This is a genomic window from Leuconostoc sp. (assembly GCF_965300815.1).
In genome coordinates, this window is sequence record NZ_CBDKZH010000024.1 from 1 (window position 1) to 16771 (window position 16771).

The 16771-nt window shown below is 43.9% G+C and carries 18 protein-coding genes; 4 read left to right on the plus strand and 14 right to left on the minus strand.

The features are described 5' to 3' along the window. Positions 1–204 precede the first annotated feature (204 nt). The 3 genes from ACW12G_RS02860 (at position 205) to ACW12G_RS02870 (ending at position 3572) form a co-directional block, all read left to right on the plus strand. Positions 205–1506, plus strand: a complete 1302-nt coding sequence (locus ACW12G_RS02860; protein WP_455647218.1) for a Y-family DNA polymerase — start codon at positions 205–207, stop codon at positions 1504–1506. After that, entirely contained in the window at positions 1499–1927 is a 429-nt protein-coding gene (locus tag ACW12G_RS02865; protein ID WP_146976915.1) for a hypothetical protein, read from the plus strand. Before ACW12G_RS02860 ends, ACW12G_RS02865 begins: the two co-directional genes overlap by 8 nt. Before the next feature lie 109 nt (positions 1928–2036). Next, positions 2037–3572, plus strand: coding sequence for a glycosyltransferase family 39 protein (locus ACW12G_RS02870; RefSeq protein WP_455647219.1), 1536 nt, complete (start codon positions 2037–2039; stop codon positions 3570–3572). Between the two features lie 59 nt (positions 3573–3631). On the opposite strand, the gene ACW12G_RS02875 is transcribed toward ACW12G_RS02870, so the two are convergent. The 4 genes from ACW12G_RS02875 to ACW12G_RS02890 form a co-directional block, all read right to left on the minus strand. Beyond that, positions 3632–4711: an ABC transporter permease gene (locus ACW12G_RS02875; RefSeq protein WP_455647228.1), complete on the minus strand. Its 1080-nt coding sequence runs from the start codon at positions 4709–4711 to the stop codon at positions 3632–3634. Continuing rightward, positions 4711–5430: an ABC transporter ATP-binding protein gene (locus ACW12G_RS02880; protein ID WP_455647220.1), complete on the minus strand. Its 720-nt coding sequence runs from the start codon at positions 5428–5430 to the stop codon at positions 4711–4713. Before ACW12G_RS02880 ends, ACW12G_RS02875 begins: the two co-directional genes overlap by 1 nt. A gap of 133 nt (positions 5431–5563) precedes the next feature. Continuing rightward, positions 5564–6244 carry a VIT1/CCC1 transporter family protein gene (locus ACW12G_RS02885; protein WP_048701624.1) on the minus strand — a complete coding sequence of 227 codons (681 nt, stop codon included), beginning with the start codon at positions 6242–6244 and terminating at the stop codon, positions 5564–5566. A 1-nt stretch (position 6245) separates the two neighbouring features. After that, positions 6246–6914 (minus strand): VIT1/CCC1 transporter family protein, encoded by a 669-nt coding sequence (locus ACW12G_RS02890; protein ID WP_227807413.1) that lies wholly within the window; start codon positions 6912–6914, stop codon positions 6246–6248. Positions 6915–7096: 182 nt separating this feature from the next. Here ACW12G_RS02890 and ACW12G_RS02895 point away from each other — a divergent pair, with 182 nt between their 5' ends. Next, positions 7097–7963 carry a LysR family transcriptional regulator gene (locus ACW12G_RS02895; protein WP_036085537.1) on the plus strand — a complete coding sequence of 289 codons (867 nt, stop codon included), beginning with the start codon at positions 7097–7099 and terminating at the stop codon, positions 7961–7963. A gap of 29 nt (positions 7964–7992) precedes the next feature. On the opposite strand, the gene ACW12G_RS02900 is transcribed toward ACW12G_RS02895, so the two are convergent. The 10 genes from ACW12G_RS02900 to ACW12G_RS02945 all read right to left on the minus strand — a co-directional run bounded on the left by ACW12G_RS02900 (position 7993) and on the right by ACW12G_RS02945 (position 16662). Beyond that, positions 7993–9198: an aminotransferase-like domain-containing protein gene (locus ACW12G_RS02900; RefSeq protein WP_455647221.1), complete on the minus strand. Its 1206-nt coding sequence runs from the start codon at positions 9196–9198 to the stop codon at positions 7993–7995. A gap of 106 nt (positions 9199–9304) precedes the next feature. Further along, on the minus strand, positions 9305–10546 hold the full coding sequence (locus ACW12G_RS02905) for an MFS transporter (RefSeq protein WP_455647222.1): 1242 nt from the start codon (positions 10544–10546) through the stop codon (positions 9305–9307). Continuing rightward, entirely contained in the window at positions 10543–11316 is a 774-nt protein-coding gene (locus tag ACW12G_RS02910; protein WP_095652585.1) for an amino acid ABC transporter ATP-binding protein, read from the minus strand. Before ACW12G_RS02910 ends, ACW12G_RS02905 begins: the two co-directional genes overlap by 4 nt. A gap of 10 nt (positions 11317–11326) precedes the next feature. Continuing rightward, positions 11327–12298: an NAD(P)-dependent oxidoreductase gene (locus tag ACW12G_RS02915; RefSeq protein WP_455647223.1), complete on the minus strand. Its 972-nt coding sequence runs from the start codon at positions 12296–12298 to the stop codon at positions 11327–11329. Between the two features lie 14 nt (positions 12299–12312). After that, positions 12313–13548 (minus strand): aminotransferase-like domain-containing protein, encoded by a 1236-nt coding sequence (locus tag ACW12G_RS02920; protein ID WP_029509374.1) that lies wholly within the window; start codon positions 13546–13548, stop codon positions 12313–12315. A gap of 20 nt (positions 13549–13568) precedes the next feature. Then, entirely contained in the window at positions 13569–14312 is a 744-nt protein-coding gene (locus ACW12G_RS02925; RefSeq protein WP_455647224.1) for an amino acid ABC transporter ATP-binding protein, read from the minus strand. Then, positions 14305–15018, minus strand: coding sequence for an amino acid ABC transporter permease (locus ACW12G_RS02930; RefSeq protein ID WP_455647225.1), 714 nt, complete (start codon positions 15016–15018; stop codon positions 14305–14307). Before ACW12G_RS02930 ends, ACW12G_RS02925 begins: the two co-directional genes overlap by 8 nt. 12 nt (positions 15019–15030) lie before the next feature. Continuing rightward, a complete protein-coding gene (locus ACW12G_RS02935) occupies positions 15031–15399 on the minus strand; it encodes a transporter substrate-binding domain-containing protein (protein WP_455647229.1) in 369 nt (122 codons plus the stop codon). 48 nt (positions 15400–15447) lie between these two features. Then, entirely contained in the window at positions 15448–15828 is a 381-nt protein-coding gene (locus tag ACW12G_RS02940; RefSeq protein ID WP_455647226.1) for a transporter substrate-binding domain-containing protein, read from the minus strand. An 87-nt stretch (positions 15829–15915) separates the two neighbouring features. Further along, positions 15916–16662 (minus strand): amino acid ABC transporter permease, encoded by a 747-nt coding sequence (locus tag ACW12G_RS02945; protein WP_455647227.1) that lies wholly within the window; start codon positions 16660–16662, stop codon positions 15916–15918. Positions 16663–16771: the final 109 nt, after the last annotated feature.

Below are 16771 nucleotides of genomic sequence, written 5' to 3' on the forward strand. Positions count from 1 at the left end.
TACTGAGTGTCCTTCAAGAAAAGAGAAATCAAAATCAAAAACTTTATTACTCATTAACTTTAACACGTATCACGGTGAATAGCAAATTTAAAAGACCTTGACCACGAATTAATGTGATTATCCATCCAAACCCAACACGCACGACTAGACAAACAGAACATTTGTTCGTATAATGAGATCATTAGTATTTTTGGAGGCTTTGACATGAATGACTATGACTATCGCTTTGAAACAAAACGTGTGGTATTCGTGATTGACACCAAATCTTTTTATGCTTCTGTCGAAGCCGTGGCCCGTGGTTTGCACCCAATGAAAGTGCCGTTAGTCGTGGTATCAAAAGGCCCTAATGTTGGCGGTGGTGGCTTAGTGCTGGCAACATCCCCAATGGCTAAAAAGCGATATGGCTTAAAACATAATGTCAGCCGTCTGAAAGATTTACAAGGATTACCTGATCTTATTCAAGTCCCACCACGCATGAACCACTATATTGACATCAATCTAGTAATTAACAAGATTTATCGTCAATATGTTGCCGACCAGGATTGGCACCCTTATTCCATTGATGAAAGTCTCTTAGATATGACGGATACATGGGAATTTTTTGGGTCAACACCACAAGCAGTCGCCCGTAAAATTCAGCTCGACGTCCATGCCCAAACCGGCTTATACACTACTGTTGGCATCGGGGATAACCCCACTTTGGCAAAAATTGCGTTAGATTTGTATGCCAAGCACGATCCCTCATTTATTGGCGATCTTCATTTTGAAACCGTGCCAGAAAAATTGTGGCCAATCAATCAACTAGATCGTATCTGGTCAATTGGTCATCGCACCGCTCACAAACTCAATCAAATGGGCATTTATAGCATGGCTGACTTAGCACATGCGAACCCATTTCGTTTAAGGAAAGTTTTTGGCCCACAAAACGGGCTACGCTTATACGCCTTAGCTTGGGGCGTTGACCGGACGCTCATTCGCGAAAAAGTGGTCCCCGCGTCTCAAAGTCTAGGCAATTCTCAAATTCTGCCACGCCCCTATACTGATATCAACGATATCCGCATCGTTTTGCAAGAAATTGTGGCGCAAGTTGCTACCCGTTTACGTCAACAGCATTTGCTGGCGGGCACCATCAGTATTCAGATTAACAGCTTCACAATGCGTCAGCAGTGGCAGCAGACACAACGGTTAGCGACCCCGACTAATGTCACTCAAATTTTACAACGACACGCAGCCGCCTTATCGCCCCAACATAGGCAAAGCGGTGCTGCCCAGCAAGAGGCTGTTTACTTTGGCGAGCTATCACCAGATACTGTGCTGCAGTTGGATTTGTTTAACACCCCAGCCACACTCGCCAAACACCAGCAACTCGACCAGGCAATCGATCAGATTCGACAACGTTTTGGTCTGACTAAGCTCGTGTATGGCGCATCACTTGATGCAGCAGCAACGGCCATCAGTCGCGCCAATTTAGTCGGTGGACATCAAGGTGGGCAAGTAAATGACTGAACAATACCCAAATTATGAGCCAAGCTGGCCATTGCAAGTTTTTGGTCAGCTTTATCATGACCAAGGCATGAAAAAATGGGGTGGCTTTTATCTCTCTGATCACACAGCAGCCCGGCAACGCGAAGCAAAAACAGCAGCAGCCGTCGCTGCTCGGCAACGTCATGCGCAAATGAACCTGTCTGATATGATGGCACTGGCACAGTTAGCCATCGAAAAACAGCTATCAGTTACCGCACAAAGCAACACCGCCACCTATAATTTAGCTGGGGATCTTGTCTTGCCCCCACTCATCCAGGGCCCCATTACCGGTTACACCACACAACATCTCCGAATTGCACAAACAATCTTAGCTTGGGCGGACATGCGCTGGTTGGCTATACTTGACGAACATCAGAAAAGCACCACTTCACCAAGCCGTTAGTTTCCATCACGATACCAATCACAAGTTTATCTGCAAAACATCATTATATTTGTTATGATAGTGCTATCTGTGTTCAAATTCATCGGAACTTTTGGAGGAACTTTCAGTTATGCAACGCGTGTTTTATCGCATGATTAACACCGCCACTTTAATCTTGTTACTGCTGGCACTCTTCTTATCATTGCAATCCAGTACACTATCACCCTGGCAACTGGGTAATCGGTTGATTATCGGTCTTTTTGTGGCGCTATTGCTGGGTTATGTTGGGACACTTTTATCCCTAAAACGGCCAATCGCCACAATTTGGCGGTGGGTTAAATCCCATCACAATAGCTTATTCTGGCTAGCATTTTGTCTACTGGTAGGCTGGCAAGTCGCATTACTCATGACATTGCAAACTGACGTTGGTTCAGATGCGCAAGTGATTTTAGGTGGTTTAGAAACCCCACAAACCATTGCCCACTATTTATCCATTAATCCCAACAATACCATGTATTTTTTCATGAGTTTCGTCATGTCAAAAGTGATTGGGACCCAATTAGGGGCATTTAAATTAGCGACGCTTGTCATCATTGATGTCTCAGTCTTACTCTTTCGCTTATTTGCTAAAACCTATTTTAACTCACGCGCGATTGCCAATAGTGCGACTTTAATTTTTGCCTACTTTGTCATGGCTCAGCCTATCTTTATCCTCCCTTACACGGATAACTACGGCCTCTTATTTACCAGTTTGACACTCCTTTGCCTACTCAAAGGGTTTAAAACCAACAAATGGGGATTTCTGTACCTCACGGTAGCTGGTATCGCCCTGGGATTGCTCTACTTATTGCGCCCTAGCGCCATTATCTTTATCATCGCCTTGGTTGTTTTTTTGATCATTTCACCAAATTATTTGCGTCATATGCAATCGCTTAAAAAAATAGTACTATTAGGGCTGACTGGTGGCTTGTTTTTTGCCATGACTGTCGTATCGTTTAATAGTTACGTGGCGAAACAACAAATCGTTACCATTGATCCGACAAAAGGGTTCCCTGCCGTCCATTATATTTTGCTCGGTAGTTACGGTAATCCTGAGGATAAAAACACGGTGCACGGCACATTTAATGACGCAGATTACGGATTTGCCATTGCTTATCCCAATAAAGACGCGCGCAAAAAGCCAGAATTACAGCGCCTGATTGCTCGTACGCAAGAACGCGGACTGGGCGGTTCGTTGAAATTCTATCTCATGAAATATAGTGATAATGTCGATACTGGTATCATGGGGGCCCACCGCGAGCAGTTGTGGTCAACCGTCCGAACACTCAAACAAAAAAATACCGCCAGTCAAAAGTTACAAGATGTCATTTATCAACATAACATTCAAGTGGGTGATCGCGTCACTTGGCATGCGAATTACCAATTTATCATGCAACTGGTTTGGTTACTCATTTTAGTTGCTATGATTTATACGACCTGGTTTTATCAAACAAACGCTAAAGCGACCTTGATTTCACTTACCTTACTTGGCGGTCTCCTGTTCTTATTGATTTTTGAATCTGGTGGGACAAAATACATGATTCAATACACGCCATTTATCAGTTTATTAGCCGGCTATGGCCTTTATCACATGTGTCAACGACAAACATACATGAGCCGCCATTAATTAAAAAGCTGAAGTAGCCATGACTACTTCAGCTTTTTTACTTGTCGTTTTACAGCCATCTAAACACGACGATATTGCTTTAAACCGCGAATATTGATTCCGGTCAAAATGATGAAGAAACTAAGTAAAACCAAACAGTCAAACCAAATATGGGTCAGACCGAAACCTTGCATCATAATTTTTTTATCCGCATTGGCGACATATGTCAAAGGCAGAATGTATTGTACTTTCGCAAGCCACGGGTTGATGGTATCCAGCGGCACAATCCCTGAAAAGAAAATTTGTGGCACAACAATCAGCGGAATAAACTGCATCATTTGGAATTCGGAAGTCGCAAAAGTCGACATCAAGATACCTAGTGCCAACGCAACTAATGCTAAGAGCATATTCGTCACAATAACCCAACCAATCTGGCCAACAATTGGCAAGCGCAACACGTATACCGTGTACAAAACAATCGTTAACGTTTGCAAAATGGCGAGCACGCCATAGCTAATGGTATAGCCAAAAATAATCTGTCCACGGCGAACTGGTGTGGCTAACAAGCGTTCGAGCGTCCCTGTTGTGCGCTCCTTCAAAATAGCCATGCCACTCACTAAAAAGACAAAGAATCCCATTAGAATAGGTAACACCGTATCCATATACCGTGTCTGACTATCGCCATATAAATAAGTTTGTTCTACCTTTGACTGAAGTTGTGCGTCCAACGCTTGAGAATGAGGTAATGCGCTAACGACCTGCAACAATGTTTGCAACTTATTTTGCGTTAAGGTATTTTGTAGGGCTGCTTTGGCTAAAGTTGTTTTATTCACATCCAAATTAGCATACGTTACCTGATACGTATGCGTGGCCTTTTTGTAGACAATCACGCTATCGACCCGCTGCGCTTTTAACGCATCATGCGCAGCCGTTTCAGTCGCATAACCAGTTTGCGTGACGTGTTTGATCTGATCGAGTTGCTTGGCCACAGGCGTTGGCATCTGTACCGTACCAATTTTGACAGACGGTGTGGCATTCGTATTAAAAATTAAATTCATCAACGTTAAAATTAACAACGGTGCCAAAAACATCAACGCCAATGTACGTTTATCCTTCGCCAATTCCTTTAAAATACGTTGTCCAATGACCATACTTTTCATCATCTGGTAGCCTCGACTTCCGCTTTTAAGAACACCTGCTCTACTGTTGAAACGTCATACTGTGCTTTGAGTGCAGCAGCACTATCATCAGCGATAATGCGGCCATCAAAAAGGAGCACAACGCGATCAACTCTTTCAGCTTCGTCCATCACATGCGTGGTCATCAAAATAGTCTTTTGGTTGGCTTGTTGACGCCGTAATTCCTCCCAGATTTGAAGGCGCAGCGCAGGATCAATGCCGACCGTGGGTTCATCTAAAATTAATAAATCCGGCTCCCCTAACAATGCAATGGCGAGTGACAGGCGGCGTTTCATCCCATCCGAATAGCCTTTAACTTGTTGTTTTAAGGCAGCAGTTAAATCAACAATCTGCGCCACCCGACTAATTTCGTGATCAACAGCTTTGATATCACGCATTTGTGCGAAAAACTTGAGATTATCATAGCCAGTCAGCGTCTCATAAAGCGCATCATTTTGCGCCATGTAACCAATTTGAGCTAACGCTTTGCGATTTGGCATCCGCGTCTCAAAAATATACGCTTCGCCTGTGTCGGCTTGTGTCATGCCAAGGGCTAGTTTAATCACCGTTGATTTTCCCGAACCAGACGGGCCAATTAACCCTAATAATTGTCCCGTTGGTAACTGCAAGCTCACTTGGTCAAGCACTGTACGTGTCCCATATGATTTCGTCATATTTTGGAGTGCCAAAATAGTTGTCATCCGCATTCTCCGTCATTCAATTTTACTTGATTATACGGCTGCGAAAATCATAAGTAAACACTTCTGCCACTCACAGTAGTGTACTGCCTGTCATTAACACAAAAAGCTGAAGTAGCACTGTCTACCTCAGCTTTTATTTGAGCAAAGTCCCAATCCAATAAGTAAATCCCATCGTAATCACACCCGTTAAAACATTACGTAATATAGCGGGTAATTTTGGTGCGTGACCTGACCAGGCGCTCAACCAGCCAGTCAAGAAGAGTGCCCACAGCGTGGCCATGACGGTACCAATCACTTTATAGTCCTGCGGCAAAAATGCCACGGCTAATAGTGGCCAAATCCCCCCAGAAACTGAGGCGATAAAGGATGATACTAACGCATGTGACGGGCTTAAATATTCACCCACAACAATCCCATGCTTAATCTGAACATAGTGTTTTAAAGCATCCTTGACCATTAAATCATCAGCGACTTGGGCCGCCAATTCAGGGGTTGCACCTCGTTGTTCATAATACGTCGCAATTTCATCATGGACGACTTGCGGTTGTGTGGCTAATAAGGTTTCAGCCTTGGCAACAACGGCTTGTTCGGTATCTTTTTGAGACGACACAGATACAAATTCACCAGAAGCCATGGAAAAAGCGACCGCAAACATTTCAGCAACGCCCGCCACAAAAATAACCGTGTTATTTGTTGTCGCACCCGTGACCCCTAAAATAACACCGGCACCACCAATGATTCCATCGTTAGCACCTAAAACCCCTGCACGAATAATATTTAATCTTTCAGATAATGATAATTTCTTTTTTGTCATGTTAAGCAACCATGAGTAAACCAACTACATACGTGACCCCCATGGTCACGACTCCCATCAACACATTCCGTAAAATCACCCGTGTTTTCGGCGTATTGCCATAAACGGCTGAGAAATAGCCCGTTAACACAAGCGCTAACACCACAAACACAAGTGTGGTAATGACGCGATAAGGTGCCGGCACTAGCGTCATGCCAACCATCGGTAAAATCGCCCCAATTGGGAAAGCGATCATCGAGGCCAATGCTGCTTCAATTGGTGAAATCAAATTATCTTCATCAATGCCATAACGGGCATGTAACGTTTCGTTCAAGGCATCTTGCTGCATCGTTTGTTGCGCTAATGCACGGGCATGCTCGGCAGTAATGCCATCAGCTAAATAGTGTTGCGTTAGAAATTCTTTTTCTTGGTTAAAATGTTGATCCAACGCCATAATCTGTTGTGCGCGTGCTGCGCGTTCAGAATCTAGCTGTGAGTTAACCGAAACATATTCCCCCGTCGCCATGGAAAAAGTCCCCGCAATGGTAGCCGTTAACCCAGCCAAAAAAATAGCCCAAGCATTCATTGAGGCCCCATAGACCCCAAAAACAACGCCTGCAATCGAGATAATCCCATCATTAGCACCCATCACAATGGCGCGTAAAATATTAATTCGTTTACTAATATGCATTTCCATGGGGACATTATAGCACAAAATAACACGTGTTTCAGCTTAAAATCTGTCAAAAATGAGATGTTTAATCGTTGTCACACCAGACTATATCACGTGATTATTAAGTGTGGTACGATAATATTATCAGCATATCTTCATGGCCAATTATCAGGGCACATTGAAAAATCAGGAGTGTTATTGTGAACACATTCATCTATGAAACCATCGTCACAATTGTTGAAGAAAAGTCCTTCCAAAAAGCATCTGAAAAACTCAACATTACAGCCAGTGCGGTCAGTCACGCCATTAATCAAATCGAAAAAAAATACGGGTTCCCCATTTTTATTCGTAATCGTGCAGAAGTCTCTCTAACGACGAATGGGGCGCAACTTTACCCCATTTTTCGTAAAATTCTCGCCGAAGAAAAAGAACTCGAAAAAACAGTGCAAGCAATCCAAGGTTTAGAATCTGGGGTCATTAAAATTGGGGCCTTTAGTAGTGTCTGCATTAATTGGCTACCCGATATTTTGCGTAATTACGCCAAACAGTTTCCCAATATCGCCGTTTCTCTGACCCAAGATAACTTTTCAGATATTAGCCAACACGTCGCCTATGAAGAACTTGACCTCGGCTTTACGCTTCTCCCCGTCTCCGAAAACGTCAAAGTCACTGAACTCCTGCGCGATGAAATTAAGTGTGTCGCGCCTGCAAACTTTCAGCCTCGTAATGGGAAAACTATTACTAAGGCAGATTTGAAAGGTGTTCAATTCATGTTGCAAAAAGCGGATTATGACCGTGACACCAAAAAAACGTTGGATTTTTACGATGTTCGCCCAAATACCATTAACTTCTCCATTGATGATCAATCAATTGTTTCAATGGTTGAAGCAGGCCTGGGCTTCGGCATTTTACCTGATTTAGCACTTAGAAAACTAAGCGGTGACGTCAGCATTTTCTCATTCGATGAACCTTTTTACCGCACCATCGCCCTTGTCCAAAGTAAAAACGACATTTTATCGCCAGCCGTGCGTGCCTTAGTACAAGAAATTGAAACTTATCTCAGCTAAAAAGCCAATCTGTCATTACGATTGGCTTTTTATTGTGCAACAAACAGGTGCTGATGTAATGCTTTGCCCAAACGCGCAATCCCTGTTCTGATGTCGTCTGGCGTTGCACCAGTAAAGTTTAACCGGAATTGATGAGTCACCTGCCGTGAAGCATATTGCATCTCTGATGGCACATAGACAACTTTGGCTTGTGATAACATCTGTTCGGCTAATAATGTGGTTGCATTAACCCCTTCGGGCAAACTTACCCAGATAAAGAAGCCACCATTTGGCTGCGTAAACGTCACTGTGTCTGGCATATCAGCAGCTAAACAAGCTAACATCAACGCACATTTATCACGATATTTGGCATTAATGGTGGCAATGTGTGCTTGAATGTCATGCTTGGCTAAATAGTGATCAATCGCCATCAAGCTAATATACGACGGTTGGATATCAAGTCCTGATTTGATTTTTAAGAACAATGCCATTAATGCCGGATTGGCCACAAGCCAGCCCGTACGCAAAGCCGGCGATAAAATTTTAGAGAAACTAGAAATTAAAATCACCCGACCATCTGTGTCTAATGCCGCTAATGATGGCACGGCCTCGCCAGTGTAACGCAAATAACGGTAAGGGCTATCTTCAATGATGTAAAAGTCATATTGTGCGGCTAAAGCTAATAATTGCTTGCGCTTCGCCAAGCTCATGGTTACCCCAGTTGGGTTTTGAAAATCGGGAATCGTATAGACAAATTTTGTCTCTGGATACTGCTGTAAGGTTGCTTCTAACTGTGCCATATCCATACCATCAGCTTCTAAACTCACTTCATGATAAATCGGCTCATAGCTATCAAAAGCATCTAAAGCCCCCATATAAGTTGGTGCTTCAACGATAATATGATCATCCTTATCTAAAAAGGCGCGCCCAATAATATCAATGGCTTGTTGCCCGCCTTGCGTCATCATAATTTGATCAGCTGTTGGTCGGTAATCAAAATAAGTTGCCGTCAAAGCCGCAATTTTTTCTCGCAGTGATAATGGCCCTTGCGTATCGTGATATTGAAAAATTGACGCACCTGCCGTAGCAATCGCTTCATTAAAAGCCTGAGCTAAAGCCTCGCTAGGAAAAACCGCTTCATCTGGCAGTCCCATTCCAAAAGAAATATTTTCTGGATCAGCCGCCTGGGCAAAAATTTGATCCATGTTTAACTCTGCTGTTTGTTGGTAACGGGTTGATAAATGTGATCGTGTCATAAGCGTTTAGTCCTCTTGCTTTCTTGACAACTATCATACCCGAATCCAAACATGAATATGACGAAACTATTTTAATTTAACATGAATAAAATTCATTCATAATCAGTTACACTGATTGTCGCAAGATTTGCCGATAGCGCATGACAAGGCTTAACGTCGTGGCAACCAATATCGCAGCGACACAATACACCGCAAAATAGCCAAAATAACTGGCAAAAATCCCCCATATAATGGCCCCCATACCATAGGCCACGTCCGTTCCGGATGAAAAAATAGCGGTCGCACGACCACGCTGCACTGGTAAGACATCCCGTAGTACGACGGCATTCATCAAGGGCATCAACAACGCAAAGCCAAGGCCAATTAATCCGCCGGCGATCAAAAATCCCCCAATGCCTGGACTAAACGCAATGCATACATACGCACTGGCAATCATCACAATACTACTACCTACTAAGGTCAGCGTGTGAAAATACAGATACAACTTAGCAAACCAAATCCGTGCTAAAACACCAACCAGTGCTTGCACAGTAAAACTTAAACCAACTAGCGTCAAGGGCAACCCTTTTTCAAACCCAAATTGGACTAAAAAGGCGGCCACGGCGGCGTTGGCGAAAGCAGCAATAAAAACAACCAAACTTGGCGCCCAAATACTCACTTGTGCAAGCAATGCCAAAATTCCAACTGGAGACGTTGCCGCAGTCGTTTGCTGCGTTTTGAGATTATACGTGTCACGCACCAAAACCGTTAAACCGAGTGCCACAACAACCAAACCCAGACTGAAATAAAACATCGCCTGAAATCCCCAATGATTGACAATTAAGAGGCCAATTGCTGGCCCAACTGCTGCTGGTAAGGTTTGTGAAATACTGAAGTAGCCTAACCCAATGGATAGCTGTCGTGGGGGTAATTTATCAGCGACCAGCGTCGCAACTGCGGTGCTTTGAGTGCCATTACCAATACCTTGAAACGCACGCAGTAAAATCAAAACAAGTAATGATTGACTAAAAATCAGTAAGCCGAAATCGACCACTAAAACAAGCATACCAATCACGATCAATGGCTTGCGTCCAAAGCGATCAATCATTTTACCCACAGGCACACGCGCGACCAAGGCTGCTAACCCCCAAATCCCAATCACCAAGCCCGACATCATCGCATCGCCACCTAATTGCGTCACATATAATGGTAACGTCCCCATTTGTGCGGTCACGGCGGTCATGACCATAAAATTAATCACCATTAACAACAGAAAATCTTGTTGAAAAAGACGCTGCGTCTGACCAACATGGCGGTCTTTGGCGGCGTCTTTGGTATGTGGCATCAGCCGATCATGCTGTTGTATCATAGGCTGACCAATTCAGTGGCACTGAAATCTTGACCAGCTAAGCGCGCTAGGAATTTCTGTGTGCGATGATCTTGTGGTGTATTAAAGATGGCTGCAGGCGTCCCTGATTCCACCACCACACCACCTTCCATGTACAAAATACGATCCGCCACTTCATAAGCAAATTGCATTTCATGGGTCACAACAATCATCGTATGCCCGGCTTGCGCTAGTTTTTTCATGGCAGTTAACACTTCCCCCACCAGTTCCGGATCAAGCGCACTCGTTGGTTCATCAAATAGAAGCAATTCTGGTTCCATGGCCATCGCCCGCGCAATGCCGGCACGTTGCTGCTGGCCACCGGAAAGCTGTGCGGGATAATAGTTCACGCGATCAGCCAACCCAACTGCTGATAAGGTGCGTAAGCCCAGTTTCGTCGCCGCCGCCCGTGACATTTTCTTCACGCGAATCAACCCTTCAATTACATTTTGTAAAACCGTCATATTTGGGAACAAAGCATGTCCTTGAAACACCATCGCTGTTTTTAAAATTAAGTCACGCGTATTTTTGGGGTCATGACCAGCAAAATCTTTGGTCACCTCATCAATTCTAATCTGACCACGATCTGCCTTTTCTAACGTGTTAAGACAACGCAAAAAGGTTGTTTTGCCCGATCCAGAAGGGCCTAAAATGACAATCACCTCGCCTTTTTCAATCGTAAGATTAATCCCTTTTAAAATTTCCTTGCCATAAAATGATTTATGGACATCCTGAATTGTAATAAAGCTCATGGTTGACCTCCTAATTTAGCACCACGTTGTCAGATATACCTGTACTAATCACATCGTAGGCATTGTCCAATGCCGTCATCACGATATCGCGAACGGCTGCCGATGTGTAATAGGCAATATGTGGGGTGAGTATCACATTCTCAAATGCTTCTAACGCCTGATAATATGGGTTTGTTTGAAAGCCTTGGGTATCTTCATTTTCTAAAGTATCTAAGGCCAACCCACTAAATTTACCTTGTCGGACATACCGAATTAACGCTGCGGTATCAATGACACTACCACGTGCAGTATTAATGAGTATCGCGTCATCTTTCATTTTCCCTAATGTTACCGCATTAAAACGATGATACGTTGTTTCATTTAACGGGACATGAATACTTAACACATCACTAGCTGTTAGTAACGTCTCAAAACTCACTTGCGTCAAACCCAGCGCAGTTAACGCTGGTTTGGGCGTACGGGCATAAAACAAGACACGCGCGCCCATAAAATGCAAGGTCTTGGCGACTAGACTGCCTAAGCGCCCGGCGCCATAAATACCAACCGTCACGTCCGTTAATTCTTTGCCAATCAAATGCTGCCGTGACACGGTGTGCGCTGTTCTCAGCTGTTCCGGTAACTGTCGTAGCAACATCAAGATACTCATAATCGTAAAGTGTGCGACCGATTCAGGTGAATAGTTGGGGACATTAGTCACTGTCAACTGATAATGCTGCGCATACATCAAATTAATATTGTCGTAACCCGTTGATTTAATCGATAGCTGTTTAATACCATTTTGCGCTAATTGTTGATACAAAGTCGCATCCGTTTGAAATGCCCGACTGGGATAAAACATCAAGGCATCATAGCCGTGCGTTAACGCGATATTGTCATGGGACAATGGCGCCGCGACTGTCTTAACCGACACACCATGTGTTGCTGACCATTCCGCAATCAGACGTTGTTCGATTATTGAGGCGTTAAAAAACAAAAGTTTCATCGCAGCGCCCTCACTCAAACTTCTACCTGTTGTGGTATTTTCGCGGCAGCTGCGGCCGCGGCAATCCGTTTTATCCCTTCAGTAATGGTTTCTGGCGTTGGCAACGTAAAATTCAATCGAAAATATTGGTCATATCCCTGACCGGCAGCACTCATAATATTGCCCGGAATTACCCCAACATGCCGGCGATCTAATTCATCATAGAAAACAGTCGGATCAATATCATCGTTGAGTTTCACCGAGACAAAGTAACCCCCATCCGGGGCAACAAAGCTTAAATACTCTGAGCCATATTGTTGCAAAGCTGTCACCATCGCCGCCATTTTCACTTGATAAAGCGCCTTGAGATAGGCAATGTGAGCATTAAACTCATCATCTTCAATCAATTGACTCGCTAAGTACTGCCAGTACAAATTGGCAAACGAATCCGCCACCTGTTTGACCAAGACCAACTTTTGGAACACTGGTTTTGGTGCCAGTAAGAAGCCTAATCGTGATCCTGGTGCCAAAATTTTTGAAAATGAACCCGCATAAATCACATGACCAGACACATCAAATGATTTGATTTTGGGTAACGCCGGCGTATCCATGTACAATAAATCACCATATGGATCATCTTCATAAATCATGACCTGATGAGCTTGGCAAATGTCGTAAATGCGTTGACGATCGGCCGCTGACATCGACGTGCCAATGGGATTTTGAAAGGTCGGAATCAAGTAAAGTAGCTTAATTTTATGGGTCACATCGGCCGCTAAAGTTTGGGCTAACACGTCTGGGTCAATACTGCCACGGTTAATATCAAATGGAAGTCCCTGCACTTGACCCCCGTAAGATTTGATGGCATTCACGGCACCAACAAAAGTTTGTTCTTCCGTCAGCACAATATCCCCTTCATTGACGAAAATTTTAAACACCAAATCCATCCCCTGCGTTGAACCAGACGTAATCAACACATCATTATTGACAACATCCAGACCCTGTTCGGCTGCTAAGCGCGTTTTAATTTGTTCACGTAATTTCGGAATCCCTTCACTTTCACCATACTGCATAAATTCAAAGGCATGTTCACGGTAAATGCGTTCTGATATTTTCGCTAATTTTGCGACTGGAAAGGCCTCATTGCTGGGATACCCATAAGTGAGCTTAATAAAATCATCAGCAATCTGCACTTGCTTTGCCTGCTCCCGCAGGGTATTTGGTTGTAATGACGCCACGCGCGTGGCAAATTGGTATTGCTGTTCTGACATATTGAACTCCTTTATATTTCTTAGGCATAACGCACTTTAAAGCGGTTGAGGAAGGCTTGCGTGCGCGGTTCTTGTGGGGCTTCAAAAATTTGCTGTGGTGTCCCTTGTTCGATAATGGCGCCATCGGCCATGAAAATCACCCGATCACTGACTTCATAAGCAAACTGCATTTCATGGGTCACAACAATCATTGACACACCGGCCTGTTTAACTGCCTTCATGACTTTTAACACTTCGCCAACTAGTTCTGGATCTAGGGCCGCAGTTGGTTCGTCAAATAACAAGACGGTTGGATGCACCGCCAAAGCACGGGCAATCCCAATACGTTGCTGCTGACCACCCGATAATTGCGCCGGATAATAGTCGCCAAAGTCCGCTAAGCCGATAGCTTGTAACAACTCTGTGGCACGATCAAAAGCTGCCGTCTGGCTCACTTGGTGGACTAACGTCATGGGTTCCATGATATTTTGGCGCGCAGTTTTATTGAGAAACAACGCATAATTCTGAAAGACTATTCCCATGCTGCGCCGGAGTTTCATCACATCATCTGTCGTGGCTTGGTCAAATGACACCCAATCCCCATCGACTTTGATGGCACCAGAATCAGCCTGTTCCAGAAAATTTAAACACCGAAGAAACGTGGTTTTACCTGATCCAGAAGGCCCTAAAATTGTCACCACTTCACCAGGTTGCAAAGCTAAATCTACGCCTTTCAAGACTTCATGATTATTGAATTTTTTACGTAATGCTTTCACTTCAATCATGCGCGTGCCCTTTCCATTTTTTAGCAAATTTCAATTCAAAGCGGTGTACCGCCTGTTCAATCAAAATGGTCATCAGCCAATAAACAACGGCTGCTGCGATATACGCTTCAAAGTATTTATAATTTGAACTGGCCGATTGCGTAGCTGCCGAGAAGATTTCCACCACTGAAACCAATGAAGCAATCGCGGTGCCTTTAATCAAATTAATCAACATGTTGACAATCATTGGGAAAGCCACTGGAAAAGCTTGCGGAATCAGTACCCGTCGAATGGTTTGCAATCGTGTCATCCCCAGTGAACGGGCCACATCAAATTGGACGGTCTTCACCGACTCAAAGGCGCCACGGAAGGCTTCACTGAGACCAACCATCGCCATCAACGACAGCCCAATAATTGCTAACAGGCTCATCGGCAAGTCACCATATTTGATCTGTAACCCGATGGCCTTAGCGATGCTATTAAAGTTTTGCGAGGTAATTAAAAAGATGACCAAGAAAACTAAGATCAACGGCACCCCTTTCAGAATTGTAATCACGGTGCCTATCATTGGGGATAACACCGGCACCTGATAGAAACGAATCAAAGCCACCACTAACCCCAAAGCGCCACCAATAATAAGACTAACAACCGCCATGTATAAGGTGATCGGCACGTAACGGATTACTGTCAGGATCACCTGAAAAATAAAGCCCAAATCAAATGTCATAGTTCTCTCCCGTTAATCCTTTGGTACATAGTCGCCCTTGAGCCACTTTTCGCTTAATGCCTTCAATGTGCCATCCGCCTTCAGTTCTTTCATCGCCTTGTTGACAGCAGCAATGAGCTTTGGATCCGCAGACTTATTAAACATTGGGTAAGCGTTTGAATGGTTAACTGATTGACCAGCAATCAACTTTGTCCCAAACTGACGATTCAACAAATCAATCGAGTACTTTGGTGCTGGATAAACATTGAATTGCCCGGACTTAAAACCTTGTGCAATTTGTTCGGTGGTATACGTACCCCGAACGACTGAAAAGGCATCTGGATGGTCCTTGAGATAAGCATCCGTTAAGGTTGCCTGGTTCGTCGAGTTCGTGATATACAGCTTTTTACCCTTTGCATCAGCAAATGAGTTTAACTTACCAGTAGCAGACTATGTTGCTAACAGTGTATCCCACACGGTATAACCAACCTGCCCAAACTTAAAGTCTTGCTCACGTTCTGCATTTTTTTCAATTTGGTAGAGGGCCATATCCGTCTTGCCACTCTTCAAATTCGTAATCAACGTTGGAAAATCAGACAACACTAACTTAAATTTGTATTGTGGCAATTTCTTATCGATTGCTTGAATTAACGCAATATCCATTCCGGCTGGCTTACCATCTTTATCGAGATAACCAAACGGCTGACCATCATTACCAGAACCAACGTTAACCGTCGTCACACCACTCGCCGATTTCGCTGATTCGCCATTGCCGTGCAACAACATCACCGCCGCTACGGCCACCCCAACAACGCCTAAACCAAGCCACAACCCTTTTTTGAACCAGACTTCTTTTCCATCCTTATTTCCTCTTTTATCTCTCTAACTTATTTTTTTCAATACTGTAAATTCTGTTTTTTAAATCATTTTTGGTTTTTCAATCACCGGCATCACGGGTGCTGGCGCCACCGTCGGCACTGCTCGGTTTGCATAATGATGTCGCTTCTCAACAAAACGGAAGACACGTTCTAACACGAAGCTTAATACCACAAAGACTATCTTGGCGCTGATATAAGCCACTACGGTTTGTAAAGTTGCCGTCCCCAATGCTTTAGCTTTACCAACCACATCTAACACGCCAATCGTAAAGGCCAGTGAGGTGTCTTGTAACAGTGAAATCACCATCGTCGCAAAGCTTGGGATCGCAATCACTGTTGCCTGTGGGAAAATAATTTTCATATACATTTGTCTTTTGGTGTAACCAGCTGTCATCGCTGCTTCCTTTTGCGTTTTTGGGACACTCAACAAAGCGGCACGGATAATTTCTGATAAGAAAGCAGCCATATTCAAGCCGTAAGTCAAAAACAAATAAATCAATGGGTTCACATTATCCGTGTTGATGCTGATATAGCTTAAAAATAGGGGTAAGCCATAATACACTAAGAACATTTGAATCAAAATTGGGGTGCCGCGGACAAATGAGGTAAAAACAACCGCAATTTGTTTTAAAATCGGGGTATTTTCGAGTCGCACATAGGCAATCCCCGCCCCAACAATCACACCAATGATTGTGGAGACAACAGTTAACAACAACGTTGTCGGCAACGCTGATAGCACATCAGGTAAAAACTCCCCGATGAATTGTGGTTGAAAATAATTATGCATAAAACGCCTCCTTTGACACTAATGCTGCCTCATCGCTCACGTCATTTCCTTACGATCTTGATTTATAAAGCCATTAACCGGTTAAATGTTTTTATAATTAGATATATTA